At 45.3% G+C, this 14,441-nt stretch carries 12 protein-coding genes and 1 tRNA gene; 4 read left to right on the forward strand and 9 right to left on the reverse strand.

Translation table 11 applies throughout. The features are described from left to right. The first annotated feature begins 55 nt into the window (after window positions 1-55). Both MHO82_RS16910 and MHO82_RS16915 read left to right on the forward strand, forming a co-directional pair. Window positions 56-982: an ABC transporter ATP-binding protein gene (locus MHO82_RS16910; RefSeq protein ID WP_239185601.1), complete on the forward strand. Its 927-nt coding sequence runs from the start codon at window positions 56-58 to the stop codon at window positions 980-982. Continuing rightward, complete coding sequence (locus MHO82_RS16915; protein WP_239185603.1) at window positions 982-1,752, forward strand: ABC transporter permease; 771 nt, start codon at window positions 982-984, stop codon at window positions 1,750-1,752. The genes MHO82_RS16910 and MHO82_RS16915 overlap by 1 nt, the downstream gene beginning before the upstream one ends. A 77-nt stretch (window positions 1,753-1,829) precedes the next feature. On the opposite strand, the gene panC is transcribed toward MHO82_RS16915, so the two are convergent. The 7 genes from panC to sfsA all read right to left on the reverse strand — a co-directional run bounded on the left by panC (window position 1,830) and on the right by sfsA (window position 7,733). Next, window positions 1,830-2,717 (reverse strand): pantoate--beta-alanine ligase, encoded by an 888-nt coding sequence (gene panC / locus MHO82_RS16920; RefSeq protein ID WP_239185605.1) that lies wholly within the window; start codon window positions 2,715-2,717, stop codon window positions 1,830-1,832. A 9-nt stretch (window positions 2,718-2,726) separates the two neighbouring features. Further along, entirely contained in the window at window positions 2,727-3,521 is a 795-nt protein-coding gene (gene panB, locus MHO82_RS16925) for a 3-methyl-2-oxobutanoate hydroxymethyltransferase (protein WP_239185607.1), read from the reverse strand. A gap of 24 nt (window positions 3,522-3,545) precedes the next feature. Continuing rightward, a complete protein-coding gene (gene folK / locus MHO82_RS16930; protein ID WP_239185609.1) occupies window positions 3,546-4,031 on the reverse strand; it encodes a 2-amino-4-hydroxy-6-hydroxymethyldihydropteridine diphosphokinase in 486 nt (161 codons plus the stop codon). After that, the gene (pcnB, locus tag MHO82_RS16935; RefSeq protein ID WP_239185625.1) at window positions 4,028-5,341 is read right to left on the reverse strand and encodes a polynucleotide adenylyltransferase PcnB; all 1,314 of its coding nucleotides are present in this window, start codon (window positions 5,339-5,341) and stop codon (window positions 4,028-4,030) included. Before pcnB ends, folK begins: the two co-directional genes overlap by 4 nt. Window positions 5,342-5,470: 129 nt before the next feature. Then, entirely contained in the window at window positions 5,471-6,364 is an 894-nt protein-coding gene (gene gluQRS, locus MHO82_RS16940; protein ID WP_239185611.1) for a tRNA glutamyl-Q(34) synthetase GluQRS, read from the reverse strand. Window positions 6,365-6,442: 78 nt separating this feature from the next. Further along, window positions 6,443-6,892, reverse strand: a complete 450-nt coding sequence (gene dksA / locus MHO82_RS16945) for an RNA polymerase-binding protein DksA (RefSeq protein WP_239185613.1) — start codon at window positions 6,890-6,892, stop codon at window positions 6,443-6,445. Window positions 6,893-7,025: 133 nt separating this feature from the next. Next, window positions 7,026-7,733 (reverse strand): DNA/RNA nuclease SfsA, encoded by a 708-nt coding sequence (sfsA, locus tag MHO82_RS16950; RefSeq protein WP_239185615.1) that lies wholly within the window; start codon window positions 7,731-7,733, stop codon window positions 7,026-7,028. Window positions 7,734-7,855: 122 nt separating this feature from the next. Here sfsA and hrpB point away from each other — a divergent pair, with 122 nt between their 5' ends. Together hrpB and mrcB are read left to right on the forward strand one after the other, a co-directional pair. After that, window positions 7,856-10,291: an ATP-dependent helicase HrpB gene (hrpB, locus tag MHO82_RS16955; protein WP_239185627.1), complete on the forward strand. Its 2,436-nt coding sequence runs from the start codon at window positions 7,856-7,858 to the stop codon at window positions 10,289-10,291. Between the two features lie 4 nt (window positions 10,292-10,295). Then, complete coding sequence (gene mrcB / locus MHO82_RS16960) at window positions 10,296-12,719, forward strand: penicillin-binding protein 1B (RefSeq protein ID WP_239185617.1); 2,424 nt, start codon at window positions 10,296-10,298, stop codon at window positions 12,717-12,719. 43 nt (window positions 12,720-12,762) lie between these two features. On the opposite strand, the gene MHO82_RS16965 is transcribed toward mrcB, so the two are convergent. Together MHO82_RS16965 and MHO82_RS16970 are read right to left on the reverse strand one after the other, a co-directional pair. Further along, the gene (locus MHO82_RS16965; protein ID WP_239185619.1) at window positions 12,763-14,103 is read right to left on the reverse strand and encodes a GGDEF domain-containing protein; all 1,341 of its coding nucleotides are present in this window, start codon (window positions 14,101-14,103) and stop codon (window positions 12,763-12,765) included. A 244-nt stretch (window positions 14,104-14,347) separates the two neighbouring features. Then, a tRNA-Asn gene (locus MHO82_RS16970) sits at window positions 14,348-14,423 on the reverse strand. Between the last annotated feature and the right edge of the window lie 18 nt (window positions 14,424-14,441).

Consider the following 14,441-nt stretch of genomic DNA (forward strand, 5'->3'; position numbering starts at 1 on the left):
TGTAAAAAGCAGCATCTCTAGTTTGTTAATAATAACAAAAGAGTAGTACTACTTTATGTACGCATTAGAAATTGAGCAGCTTCGTAAAATTTATTCAGGCGGTGTAGAAGCCTTAAAAGGAGTGACGTTGCAGGTTGAGCAAGGTGATTTTTACGCGTTGCTTGGCCCCAATGGTGCTGGTAAATCCACAACAATCGGAGTAATTAGTTCACTGGTGAACAAAACCTCTGGGCAAGTGAAAGTCTTTGGCTCAGACATGGATACCGACTTGGTTGAGGCCAAAAAAAACATAGGTCTGGTTCCGCAAGAGTTTAATTTTAATCAGTTTGAAACGGTACTTCAGATCGTAACTCATCAAGCGGGCTACTATGGTGTTGAAAAAGATCTGGCACTGGAAAGAGCGAAAAAATACCTTTCTAAATTAGATTTATGGGAAAAAAGAAACGAGCGTGCTCGCGAACTTTCTGGTGGTATGAAGCGCCGTTTAATGATTGCTCGTGCGTTAATGCATGAACCAAAACTGTTAATCTTAGATGAGCCCACAGCGGGTGTAGATATTGAACTGCGCCGTTCTATGTGGACGTTTTTGCAAGACATTAATCAGCAAGGTATCACCATTATTTTAACCACTCATTATCTTGAAGAAGCCGAAATGCTGTGTCGAAACATTGGCATTATTAATCGCGGTGAACTGATTGAAAATACCTCTATGTCTAATTTGCTGAGCAAACTGCAAGTGGAAACCTTTGTGTTTGATGTGGCGCAGGGTGCACCTTCCCCTAACTTGACGGGATGCCAGGTCGTATCTGTTGATGACGGTAAAATTGAAATCGAAGTAGAGAAAAGCGCGAGTTTAAATCATGTTTTCCAACAATTGAGTGAACAGGGTATTGATGTGCTTTCCATGCGCAATAAAGCCAATCGTCTTGAAGAACTCTTTGTGAGTATTGTCAGAGAAGGCGAAGCCAAGGAGAGCAAATAATGAATCATTTATATTGGGTTGCTTTTCGTAGCTTGATCTCTAAAGAGGTCATTCGATTTTCGCGTATTTGGGTACAAACTATAGTGCCGCCTGCGATCACGATGACGCTGTATTTCATTATTTTTGGTAACTTAATTGGGTCCCGAATTGGTGAGATGAGTGGCTTCAGCTATATGGAGTACATTGTGCCGGGGTTGATCATGATGTCGGTGATCACGAACTCCTATTCCAATGTTGCGTCTTCTTTTTTCAGCTCTAAGTTTCAGCGTAATATCGAAGAGCTATTAGTGGCACCTGTGCCTAATTACATTATTATTGCTGGTTTTGTGGGTGGTGGTGTCGTGCGAGGTCTTGCGGTTGGCACGATCGTAACCTTTGTCTCGCTCTTTTTTGTTGATTTGAATATCGCTCATTGGTGGGTGATTCTTCTAACCGTCCTAATGACGTCGATTGTGTTTTCTCTCGGTGGGTTGATTAATGCGGTTTATGCTCGCACTTTTGATGACATCAGCATTATTCCGACCTTTGTTTTAACACCGCTCACGTATTTGGGAGGCGTCTTTTATTCGATCAGTTTATTGCCTGAATTCTGGCAGGGCGTGTCTAAACTTAACCCGATCGTGTACATGGTTAATGCGTTCCGCTATGGATTTTTAGGTGTTGCTGATGTCAGTATCGCCACTTCATTTTCAGTATTAGGCGTGTTTATTGTTGGTTTGTATGCTGTGGCGTGGTCTCTTGTGTCACGTGGTGTAGGCCTTAGAAGTTAATGTCTACGTTTTACTAAATCACGAAATAAAAAGGGCACTATCTCAGTGCCCTTTTTGATCTAAATTGAATCGTTTGATTATGCGCTTTCTTCTGGTTCTTCTTCTTGAACCTGAACAGCAAGCTCTACAATTTGATTATCAATCAAACGTGCTTGGCCTAAGAAAGCAGACATTAAGATCACCGCTTGGGTGGTATCACCATCAATTGGTTGTAACGTTCTTGCATCGCGAATGAAAATCTCATCCGGCTGAAGATCAGCTGCACGCAGTTGATCGTTCGCGTCTTCAATTAACGATGGGTAGTCATCACGGCCGCCACGCATTTGGCTGCTGATCCAGCGCATTGTACGAGCCAGAACTGGAGCGCGTTGGCGTTCATCAATAGTGAGGTAACCATTGCGAGAGCTCATGGCTAAACCATCCATTTCACGTACCGTCGGCACGCCAATGATTTCAATGTCCATGGCCAGATCAATCACCATTTGGCGAATTAATGCAAGTTGTTGGAAATCCTTTTCGCCAAAACACGCAACATCAGGTTGAACAATATTAAATAACTTAGTCACTACCGTTGATACACCACGGAAGTGGCCCGGACGAGAGGCGCCTTCTAACATCTGAGATAGCCCTGGTACGTCAACAAAAGTTTGTTTATCCAGACCTTCTGGGTACATGATCTCAGGGGTAGGGGTAAACACGGCTTCCACCGCTTCACCGTTCAGTTTGCTTAAATCGTCTTCTAGGGTACGTGGGTACGCGTTCAAATCGTCAGCTTTATCAAACTGCATTGGGTTGACAAAAATACTGGCAACCACGATATCGGCGTTCTCACGAGCTTTACGAACTAAGGTTAAATGACCTTCGTGTAAGTTGCCCATGGTCGGAACAAAAGCGATTCGGCGACCATCACGTTTCCAAGTTTTAATTTGCTCACGTAATGTAGCTATGTCTGCGAAAGTTTGCATTATTTGTCCTTACTCAAAGGTATGCTCTGAGCCAGGGAATATACCTTGCTCGACATCTTGTATGTATTGGGTTACTGCTGTACGCATATCGCCCGTTTCAGCTAAGAAGTTCTTAGAAAAGCGCGGCATATAGTTTGCTGATATACCAAACATATCGTGCATGACTAAAATCTGGCCATCAGTGGCATTACCAGCACCAATGCCAATGACTGGTACGTTAACCGCTTTAGTGATGCGTTCTGCTAATGAGCCCGGTACGCATTCTAATAGAATGATTTGTGCCCCTGCATTTTGTAGAGCAAGCGCATCACGAACCATTTGATCTGCTTGATCTTGGTCGCGACCTTGTATTTTGTAGCCACCAAAAATGTTGACGGACTGCGGCGTTAAACCTAGGTGAGCACAAACAGGCACAGCACGCTCTGTTAGTGTACGAATGGTTTCTGCGACCCACTCGCCACCCTCAATTTTCACCATGTTAGCGCCCGCTTGCATCAGTTTAGCGGCATTCTCGCACGCTTGCTCTGGTGTGGCGTAGCTCATGAATGGCATATCAGCCATTAACAGTGAATTTGGGCTACCAGCGCGTACACAGCGCGCATGGTAAGCGATATCGTCCACGCTGACGGCTAACGTATCGTTCTTACCTTGTAGAACCATACCTAATGAGTCGCCGACCAATAATACAGGCATTTCTTGTTGCTCTAATAACTGAGCAAAGCTTGCATCATACGCGGTGGATGTTGCGAATTTACGACCTTCTTGCTTCCATTTGATAAGATCGTTGATGGTAATTTTTTTCATGGATAATTCCTTTCTAGGCGTGGGCTAGGCTTGCCAAATCGTGAGCCCATTTTTATCAACTTGTTGTAGCAAGCTTGCCAATTCTGTTCCGTCAGGCAGGGTTAAGCTTGGTGCAATTTCTGCCAGCGGATAGAGAACAAATTCTCTGACTTTCATTCCATAGTGAGGAATGGTCAGGCGTTCGCTATCAAGAACAGTGTTACCAAAAAGAATGAGATCTAAATCAAGGGTTCTTGGACCCCAACGCTCATCTTTACGCACTCGGCCTTGGTTTAACTCAATTTCTTGAGTGAGGTCGAGCAGTGACAATGGCTCTAGTTGAGTCTTTATTTCTACAACCGCATTAATGTAGTCGGGTTGATCTTGTGGTCCCATTGGTGTGCTGCTGTATAACGACGAAACAGCAGTTACCTGGGTATTAGGCAGCTGCTGTAGAGCGTTAATGGCGCACTTTGCTTGAGCAACCGGGTCTCCCTGGTTACTACCAATGGCAATGTATGCTGTGATCATGAATCTGCTTTTGTTGTGTTCTTACGGCGAAAATTTGGCTTACGGCGACGATTACCGCCAGAGCGTCTTTGACCGAGCTGCTGTACCATTTTTTGCTTCTGGTTACGATCGGCATTCTGGAACTCTGTCCACCACTGTGCAAGTTCTTTTGTTTGACCTTGTTCAATTTCAGCGCGCATTTCAAGGAAATCAAACCCAGCTCTGAATTTTTGTTGATCATGCAGGGCGAAGGCACGTTTACCACTGCGACGCGGCAAGCGAAGTTGTAGCTGCCAGATATCGCGAATGGTCGTGGTGAATCGACGTGGGATCGCAATATTTTTGACTTGTTTATCAAGAATTATATTGCTGGCTTCCATAATGGCATCGTAGTAACTCATGCCATTTTCTTCACATAACTGTTCTGCTTTATGGACCAACGGGTACCATAATACCGCGGCAAACACGAACGCTGGGTTGACGCGTTGTTCCGCATTTAGGCGACGGTCAGTAGAGCTTAACACCAGCTCAATCATTTGCTCGGTGTTACTGTCTTGATCGTCGGTGAAGTATTCTGCTACTAGTGGAAATAGCTGTTGGAATAAGTTGTATTCACGTAGCATGTCGTAAGTCACCAAGCCATCGCCAGATTGAAGCAGCTTTAGTGACTCTTCAAATAAACGTGCAGCCGGAATATCGAGCAAAAGAGGTGACAGTTGCTTGATAGGCGCGGCGGTTTTTGGGCAAATGGTCATGCTTAATTTAGCGGCAAAACGAATGGCGCGTAGCATGCGTACCGGATCTTCACGGTAGCGTGTTTCTGGATCGCCCATTAAACGAATCACGCCATCTTCTAAGTCTTGCAGGCCGTTGGCATAGTCGTGGATGGAGTAATCGGCGATGTTGTAATACATGGCATTGATCGTAAAGTCACGACGCTGAGCATCTTCTTCTACGGTGCCATATACGTTATCACGCAGCAGCATACCTTCATCAGATTGTGATGACAGGTTCTTCTTTGTGGCTTTTTCGTCATGATGGCCACGGAAGGTGGCTACCTCAATGATGTCTCGGCCAAAGAGGATATGAGCTAATCGGAAGCGGCGGCCAATTAAGCGGCAGTTGCGAAATAGCTTTTTGATCTCTTCTGGCGTTGCGTTAGTCGCAATATCAAAATCTTTTGGTTGTTTGTCTAGTAATAAGTCACGCACTCCACCGCCTACCAAAAAGGCATCAAAGCCTGCGTTATTCAGACGATAAAGAACCTTCAGCGCATTATCGCTGATGTCTTTGCGTGAAATATTGTGCTCTTGGCGTGTAATGATGTTCAGTTTTAAATCCTCACTAGAGTCAGTATCACTGTCACTGCTTAGTGCTTTACGGCAAAAGCTGGCTACTTGATTAAAGATAACCCACCTCAATTATGTGATAGAAACAGACAAACAGCCGCTAATGATAGCTTAGGCTAGGCCATTTGAGAATGCTGGTGTGATCTGGATCTGAGCTGGTAGCCGGTTTATCTGCCAGTTTTTTGTCGCCCAAGCCAGAATTTCATCAATATTGGCACTCTTTAGCGCATTATCTGGCGACATACCAAGAAAGTGCAGTGCAGCCAGTAGTGTAGGTTTTGGGTTGTCTAAATCTATTGCTGGCGCGTGGTTTTGTTTTGAGAGCTTATTGCCATCTGCCCCTAATGCCAGTGGTAAATGGAGGTAGCTGACAGTCGGCTGCTTGAAGAGTTTATACAGGCTGATTTGACGGCCCGTTGGCTCAATTAAATCGGCTCCGCGTACGACTTCGGTCACACCCTGCTCAATGTCGTCTAAAACTACGGCCAAGTTATACGCAAATAAACCATCACGACGTTTGATAATGAAATCTTCTTTAGCCAGCTCTGGGTTAATTTTAATGGTACCGTGCAGTAAATCAGTGAACTCGGTAACAGGTTCAACCATTGTTAAACGGACAGAGGTATCGTTGTCACTTAAGTGTTTATCTCGGCATGTTCCGGAATAAAATCCACCGCTTTGTTTGATCTGCTTACGGGTACATTGGCAGTAGTACGCTTGCTGGTGTACTAACCAATGCTCGATTTGAGCTTGGTATGCATCATGCCTTTGGCTTTGGTACATGACAGAGCCATCCCAATACAGACCGTAGGCTTCTAATGTACGTAAAATCAGATCCGCTGCGCCTTCCATTTCTCGTGGAGGATCGAGATCTTCCATTCTTACTAACCAAGTTCCCTGTTGAGCTTTGGCTTGCAAGTAACTGCCAAGCGCAGCCACTAATGAACCAAAGTGGAGTGGACCAGAGGGAGAGGGCGCAAATCGGCCAATGTAGTCTTGTGTCATAGCAGTAAGGTAATCGATGAAATGGATGAAACAAAAAAGGGAGCCTTAGCCCCCTCTTTATATGTGCGTAAGTCTGGCTTAGCCTGCCATTTGCTTCTCTTTGATCTCTGCAAGTGTTTTACAGTCGATACAAAGGTCGGCAGTTGGGCGTGCTTCAAGGCGACGAACACCGATTTCCACACCACAAGAATCACAGAAGCCAAAATCGTCATCTTCGATTTTCTGTAGTGTTTTTTCGATTTTCTTGATCAGGCGACGCTCGCGGTCACGGTTACGAAGTTCAAGGCTGAATTCTTCTTCCTGTGCTGCACGATCGACTGGATCTGGAAAGTTTGCCGCTTCGTCCTGCATGTGGTTCACAGTGCGTTCCACTTCTTCCCTGAGTTGGTTGCGCCAGGCATCTAGGATTTTAGTAAAGTGAGCCGTTTGTTCTGGCCCCATGTACTCTTCACCTGCTTTTTCCTGGTATGGTTCAACCCCGGCAATAGCTAGGATGCCTAACGTTTTTTTCATGTTGCTCTCTGGCATACTGCTTCTCCTAAATACACCTTTGACTTAGCCAGTCAAATTTGGGCGCTATCTATAGCAGAAAGGATCACGAGTGGCAATGACAGCTGAGTTCAATTTGATACCATTGTGAAGGCAGCAACACTTTTCATAATTAATCGTGAAAAGGTAATGCCGAATGTAATTTCATCTCATTGGCAGTAAATTGAACTTGATAGCAGATTACTTCCACCCCTTTTGCCTTTGCTTGCTTAAGTAATGAGTAATAGTCCGGGTCTATATGGTGTGCCGCAGAGACTTTTTCAATGCCTGAATGTAAAACAGCGAAGAAAAGTACAGCCCGGCTTCCATTTTCTGCCATTTCTGTTAACTCTCTGAGGTGTTTTTGACCACGAGTGGTTACGGAATCGGGAAAGAAGCCTTGACCCTTTTTGTCTAATAGCGTCACACTTTTTACTTCAATGTAGCAGTCTTGACGAGCATCATCTTGCAATAGGACGTCGATTCGACTGTTTTCATTGCCGTATTTTACCTCCGTACGCAGTTGAGCATACCCTTGTAGCTCTGTGATCACACCGGATCGAATGGCCTCTTCAACCAATTGATTTGCTCGAATGGTGTTCACACAAATCGTATGGCCGAGCGGGGTTTCACTGAGCTCCCAACTGTTTGGGTATTTGCGCTTTGGGTTAGATGAAGTAGAAAACCAAACTTTATTGCCAGGTTCCGCACACCCTGTCATCGCGCCAGTATTAGCACAGTGAATAGTCCGAATTTCACCGCTTTCTAGCTCAATGTCTGCCAAAAAGCGTTTATAGCGTTTAATTAAGCTACCCGATTCCAATTCTGGTTCAAATTTCATTATAGCTCCAAATGTGCGCTGGGGGATTATTCGCGCTTTACCCCTGTTTTTTTGTACAATAGTCAGGTTTTGAATCATGACATAAGGCGAGAGAGTTGTCACAGCTGCCCATTGATGAGGTGATGCCATCCATCTTCACCCAGTTAGCCAAATACAATCAGTTGATTTTAAAAGCGCCGCCGGGTGCGGGTAAATCGACTCAGTTACCGTTAATGCTGATCAAAAATAATGTGATCGATGGCAAGATCATCATGTTGGAGCCTCGTCGGCTAGCGGCACGTAACATCGCACAGTTTTTGGCGAAACAACTGGGAGAGCCTGTTGGGCAAACCGTCGGGTTTCGTATTCGTGGGGAAAGTAAAGTCAGTGCCAATACGAAGTTAGAAATCGTAACGGAAGGGGTGATGACCCGTTTACTGCAATCGGACCCAGAGTTAAACGGTGTGGGGCTGCTGATTTTTGATGAATATCATGAGCGCAGTTTACACGCCGATACGGCCTTGGCGTTTGCGCTCGAAATTCAAGAAGCCTTACGTGATGATTTAAAGCTGCTAGTGATGTCGGCCACTTTAGATGCTGATGCACTGAAAAGTCTGTTGCCAGAAGCACGCTATGTGGAATCAGAAGGTCGTTGTTATCCGGTTGAATACCGTTACCAAGCACTCGGTGCGAATGATCGTTTGATAGATAAAGCGGCCACTCAAGTACAGTCGTTACTGAATCAGGAATCAGGCTCTTTACTGGTGTTTTTACCGGGAGCAGGTGAAATACGACAAGTAGCAGAGCGGTTAACTTCATTGCCGGATGACGTGGTGTTATGCAGCCTTTATGGCCAGCTTTCTTCGTCTGAACAGCAACAAGCCATAGCGCCTGCGCCAGCTGGAAAACGTAAAGTGGTGCTGGCAACCAACATTGCTGAAACCAGTTTGACCATTGAAGGCATTCGCTTAGTGTTGGATTGCGGTTATGAGCGGGTGGCAAAATTTGATTTAAAAACGGGTGTCACTAAGCTTGAATTGGTTCGTATTGCTCAATCTTCTGCTGAGCAGCGCGCGGGTCGTGCGGGCCGATTAGAGCCGGGAATTTGTGTGCGTTTGTACAGCCAAGAGCAACTCCAGGCTCAACCTTTGGTGCTAGAGCCAGAAATACTGCACTCGGATCTCTCTTCTCTTGCTTTAGAACTGGTTCAGTGGGGAGCTAACTCGCCTTCAGATTTAATGTGGTTAGATACGCCAACCACTGCCAGCATGAATCAGGCTCATCAGCTGCTACAGCAATTACACCTTTTGGATCATCGTGGTCAATTTACTGATGTTGGTAAACAAGCTCAAAAGCTAGGCACTGAACCTCGTTTGGCTGCCATGTTAGTTAACGCTCAGCAATGGGGTAAAGAAGCACTGCAAACCGCTTTGCACGTACTGCCATTGTTAGAGCAACCACCAAAAGGCAATCAGACCGATTTGTCTTTCCAGTTGAATTTATTGCTTGAAGGGCGTTTAAGTGGCCACCGTCAGTACCTACAGCGTAGCCAATCTTTTGCGGCAAAGCTGGGAGTCACATTAAATCACCAGTCAGTGACATCACATTGGCTAAGTACCTTATTGGCTTCTGCGTTTCCAGATCGTATCGCCATGCAGAAAGGGAAAAATGGGCGTTTTCAATTATCGAATGGACACGGTGTTGAGCTGGATGAGGCCGACCCATTAGCTGATGAAAGTAGCCTTGTGGTGGTGGATTTAGTACGTTTTAAACAAGGCTCCAGTCGAGTATTTAGTGCCGCAGCCTGTACTTTTTCTGAGATCCAAGAATATTTACCGCATCTTTTTCAGGAAAAAGAGTGGCTAGACTGGGATGATCATAAAGGGCAATTATTAGCTGAGCAACGCGTTACTTTAGGTCAGTTAGTGATTGAACGTAAGCCGATGGCAAGACCTGATCCGGGTTTAATCAGTCAGGCACTTTTAGGCTACATCCGCCGTAAAGGGCTGGGGTGTTTACCATGGAATAAAAGTAGTGAAAGTTTATTAACACGGATGCGTTGTGGGGCACACTGGTTACCAGAGCAAGCTTGGCCCGCTGCTGATGAATTGAGCCTACTCGCGGATTTAGAAGAGTGGTTATTACCATTCATGAACGGAATTACCAGTGCCAAAGGGCTAGCGTCGTTGGATTTAATGGCGGCGCTACAGGCGTATTTAGGCTGGCCGCTGAGCAAAGACATTGAAGAGTGGCTGCCAACGTATTATCAGTTGCCCACAGGCACTCGGGCAGTGATTCGTTATCAAGAAAAACAGGCACCCGCTTTAGCCGTGCGGATGCAGGAAATGTTTGGTGAAAAAGCGTCTCCAACTGTTGCCATGGGGAAGGTCGGTATTGTGTTGGAGTTGTTATCACCTGCGCAAAGGCCACTACAAATCACTCAGGATCTCGCTGGGTTTTGGGCTGGATCATACAAAGAAGTGCAAAAAGAAATGAAGGGTCGTTACCCCAAACATGTGTGGCCAGATGATCCTGCCAATCATGAACCGACTAAAAAAACAAAACGACATTTGAAGTAAGATTATGACGACGCCAAAGCCAAGTAAAAATCCAGATAAAAAAGTGCCTGCGAAAAAAAAGGCACCATCTAAATCAGCGACTAAAAAAACACCAACGAAAAAGGCACCAGTAAAACGTGCGACGAAAAAAAGCACGCCAAAACCGAAGAAACAGGAACCGTCTAAATTAAAACGAGTTGCGCTGACTACTCTGGGGTTAGGCATAAAGCTGGGGCTGGTGGTGTTTGCTATTCTGATCTTTATCGGGATCTATTTAGACACCGTGGTGAAAAATAAATTTGATGGTCAGCTGTTTCAGTTACCAGCCGTGGTGTATGGCCGAGTGTTGTCATTGGCTCCAGGCTCTGCGGTAGACATTACGACAGTCAAACAAGAGCTGGATTTACTCCAATATCGTAAAGTGCGGGATCCACAGCGGCCAGGAGAGTATTCCTCGTCCTCAACCAAAATAGAAGTGATACGACGCCCCTTTGAATTTGAAGATGGCCCAGAGCCTGATCGTCACGTTATGATCACGTTTGATGGTGATAGGGTCAGCAAGATTCATAAAGTCCAAACGAAGCAGCAGATGGGCTTTTTGCGTATAGAGCCTAAAATGTTGGGGATGTTGGAGTCAGGCAGCGATGAACAACGCTTGTTTTTACGTCGCGAGCAGTTCCCAGAAGTCATGGTGGATGCGCTTTTAGCAACGGAAGATCGAGAGTTCTATCAACACGATGGTGTGTCGCCATTAGCGATTTTGCGTGCGCTAGCGGCGAACATAAAAGCAGGGCGCACTGTGCAAGGGGGAAGTACTCTAACTCAGCAGTTGGCTAAAAACTTATTTTTATCCCGTGAACGAACGTTATGGCGTAAAGTGCGAGAAGCGTACATCGCCCTGATTTTAGATTACCGTTATAGCAAAGATAGGATCTTAGAAGCGTATTTAAATGAGGTTTATTTAGGCCAAAACGGTGGTGAAGCGATCCATGGTTTTGGTTTGGCGGCAAGATTGTACTTTGGTCGTCCAATTCAAGAGCTTCGGATTGATCAACTGGCCATGTTAGTCGGTATGGTGAAAGGACCCTCTTATTATAACCCGATGCGTTTTCCTGAGCGGGTAAAAGTACGTCGTGATCTTGTTTTGCGCCTTATGATGCAAAATGACATTTTAACGGCTTCTCAGTTTGAAGAAGCTGCGTCACGCCCATTGGATGTAAAAGAAAAAGCCAGTATTGCTTCGCGTCAGCCTGCGTATTTTCAGCAACTTAAACGAGAGCTAAATGAGTATGTTGGCTCAACATATAGCGCAGACAAAGGGCTTCGTTTATTCACCACTTTAGATCCGCTTTCTCAGCAACAAATTGAAAAAGCCACGTCACGGATTGTGCCTCAGTTAGAAAAGCGCGCGGGCAAAGGGCTGGAAACGGCGGTGGTTATTGCGGATCGTGAAAGTGGCGAGATCCGAGCCATGGTGGGAGGAAGTCGTACGGGTTATAACGGCTTTAACCGTGCGCTCGATGCCAGTCGACCTATTGGCTCTTTGGTAAAACCGGCGATTTATTTGGCGGCATTGTCTCAACCTGAACGCTTTTCTTTAGCGACTACGTTAGACGATAAACCGATTAAATTAAAAGGCAGTAAAGGCACGTATTGGACACCGAGAAACTTTGATCGTAAACATCGTAATGAGGTGCCGTTGTATCGATCGTTTGCTACGTCATTGAATATCCCGACGGTGAACCTTGGCTTGGCCGTTGGCCTAAATGGGGTGATTGATACACTCGAAGATTTAGGCGTTGATCGTGATGAAGTGCCACCTTTGCCTTCTATGCTGTTGGGGGCGTTTACGTTAACCCCTTATCAGGTTACCCAAATGTACCAGAGTATTACCAGCGGGGGACGTAAAGCCCCGTTAACAGCGCTGCGATCTGTGGTGGATCTGGAAGGTAACCTGCTTTATCAAAATTGGCCAAAAGCGTCACGAGTAGTCCCAGAGCAGGCTGCGTGGTTAACAACCTATGGTATGAAGAAAGTAGTGAGTGAAGGTACTGGGCGCTTTTTACAGTCGAAATTTGGCTGGGCTGCATTGGCGGGTAAAACTGGTACCAGTAACGATTCACGTGATAGCTGGTACGTGGGGATTGATGGCCGTGAAGTGGTGAGTGTCTGGATGGGCAGGGACGATAATAAGCCGATCAACTTAACGGGTTCGGCAGGGGCCCTGCGCTTGTACGCGGATTATCTCTCTTTACGTCGACCGCAAAAATTGCAGCTTACTTGGCCGTCAGAAATCTCGACTATCCACTATACCAAGCAGGCCTCTGGCGTGCTGGAGTTTGATTGTTCTGGAAAACAGACACTGCCTATTTGGGATAGCCATAAAGCTCTTGAAGAGCGGTGTAAGAGTGGTGGTGGTAATTGGATGAAAGATTTACTGGGTTGGTAAATTTCCAGAAAATAAGCAGTAAGCAGTAAGCAGAGTAAGACGGTTATTCGCCTTTTTGCTCTGCTTTATTTTTATACATCGAGATATCGGCAAGGTTTAAGGCTTGTTCGGCAGAAGTAATGGTTTCATCTACGACGATGACGCCAATGGCAGAAGATAAAACTAACTCTTGCTCTAAGAAGTGAAATGGGACGGAAATGGCCCGTTCTATTTTATGTGTCAGCTTAGCCAGCTGCTCTTGTTGTGTTGTGATGTCTGGACCTAAATGGCAATACACGGCAAATTCATCCCCTCCTAAGCGCGCAATGATGTCGTCTGTTCTTAAGCGTTGAGTCAGCTCTGTGACCAAGTGTTTGAGAACATGATCGCCAGTGGTATGGCCGTAATGATCATTGATGTGCTTAAAGTTATTCAGATCTAAGTAAAAAAGAGCACCGCAGCTTGGGGTTCTTTGATGGTGTGTGATGACCTTTTCTAAATGCTCAATGAAAAAACGTCGATTATAAGCTGTGGTTAAATAATCTTTTACGACGAGGTCATGCAGCTTTTCTTGGTAATTTTTTAAATCGGTGATGTCATGAGCGTTGATAATTACCCCATGAATTTGGCCACGTAAATCTTTAAATGGAGTTTTAGTTGCATCGACGTAACGTGGTCCTGATGGGGTTTCGACCCAATGACGACTGTGAACGGTTTCTCCAGCTAAGCATTTGTCTAAATTCGGCTTAATGGCTTCATGAAAAATACGTTCGCCGTGAAGATCAGCGACGGAAAGGCCAACAATTTGGTCAATCCTTTTATCAAAAAATTGTTCGTATCCTTTTGCTACCACTCTATAGATATACCGTTTATCCACGTACGAGATTAACTGGGGAGTTTCGGCAATCATGTGCGCATGAATCTTGTACTCTGGGGCACTATCTAGGTGTTTTATCTCATTACTGAGTTTCTGTGCCATTAAACGGAACAGAGGAATAACCGTATCACTGTAGTAGCCTTGTTGGCGGAATATGGCGATTTGGCCAATGGTGCGGCCCAGTTGATCCACAATAAATTCTGCGAGGTAGGCGCTACATTTGGGCTGAATAATAGAATCATGGCCTAAGGTGATTTGTTGATCAATGAGGTACAGATAGCCTAATGCTGGGATCTCTTTTTCACTGTTTTTTGGTAAACGATCAATGCTAACCGACATAGGTGTATGCGGAATAGTTAGGTTATATCCGGTTAGAACATCAACTCGGTCCGTATCGGTTTGGGAATGTAGGTAGATAACACAACCATCTGATTCTGTGGCTTTGGCTATCGCTTTTGTTGCATCGGACAGGTTGTCGTTCGTTCGGCTCGTACCCAGTAGTTTTAGTGCATCTTCATAGTACTTCATGCCATACCAACTGGTGTTAATGAACAGGTGCTTACATTAGATTATATTATGTTTATCTTTATTTGTATTAATAGTGAGAATTTTATATATGCTCAAAGGTGAGTAAGTGCAATGTATTGAGGTATATCACAAGCTTAGTGGAAGGTATTTTCTGAGGAAAAAGAAAACGGGGGAAGGCATGAGCTTTAAAGAACAAGCTTCTAGATACGAAAAAGCCTCGTCAAATGACGAGGCTTTCGTAATATGGCTCCCTGTGCTGGACTTGAACCAGCGACATACGGATTAACAGTCCGCCGTTCTACCGACTGAACTAACAGGGAACAGATAAATGGTGCCGA

It is taken from the genome of Vibrio sp. Of7-15, from assembly GCF_022347565.1.
Classification (GTDB): Bacteria; Pseudomonadota; Gammaproteobacteria; order Enterobacterales; family Vibrionaceae; genus NORP241.

Coding starts and splice junctions, on each gene's coding strand:
- MHO82_RS16910 (WP_239185601.1), top strand. CDS start 56: ATGTACGCATTAGAAATTGAGCAGCTTCGTAAAATTTATTCAGGCGGT.
- MHO82_RS16915 (WP_239185603.1), top strand. CDS start 982: ATGAATCATTTATATTGGGTTGCTTTTCGTAGCTTGATCTCTAAAGAG.
- panC (WP_239185605.1), bottom strand. CDS start 2,717: ATGCAAACTTTCGCAGACATAGCTACATTACGTGAGCAAATTAAAACT.
- panB (WP_239185607.1), bottom strand. CDS start 3,521: ATGAAAAAAATTACCATCAACGATCTTATCAAATGGAAGCAAGAAGGT.
- folK (WP_239185609.1), bottom strand. CDS start 4,031: ATGATCACAGCATACATTGCCATTGGTAGTAACCAGGGAGACCCGGTT.
- gluQRS (WP_239185611.1), bottom strand. CDS start 6,364: ATGACACAAGACTACATTGGCCGATTTGCGCCCTCTCCCTCTGGTCCA.
- dksA (WP_239185613.1), bottom strand. CDS start 6,892: ATGCCAGAGAGCAACATGAAAAAAACGTTAGGCATCCTAGCTATTGCC.
- sfsA (WP_239185615.1), bottom strand. CDS start 7,733: ATGAAATTTGAACCAGAATTGGAATCGGGTAGCTTAATTAAACGCTAT.
- hrpB (WP_239185627.1), top strand. CDS start 7,856: ATGCCATCCATCTTCACCCAGTTAGCCAAATACAATCAGTTGATTTTA.
- mrcB (WP_239185617.1), top strand. CDS start 10,296: ATGACGACGCCAAAGCCAAGTAAAAATCCAGATAAAAAAGTGCCTGCG.
- MHO82_RS16965 (WP_239185619.1), bottom strand. CDS start 14,103: ATGAAGTACTATGAAGATGCACTAAAACTACTGGGTACGAGCCGAACG.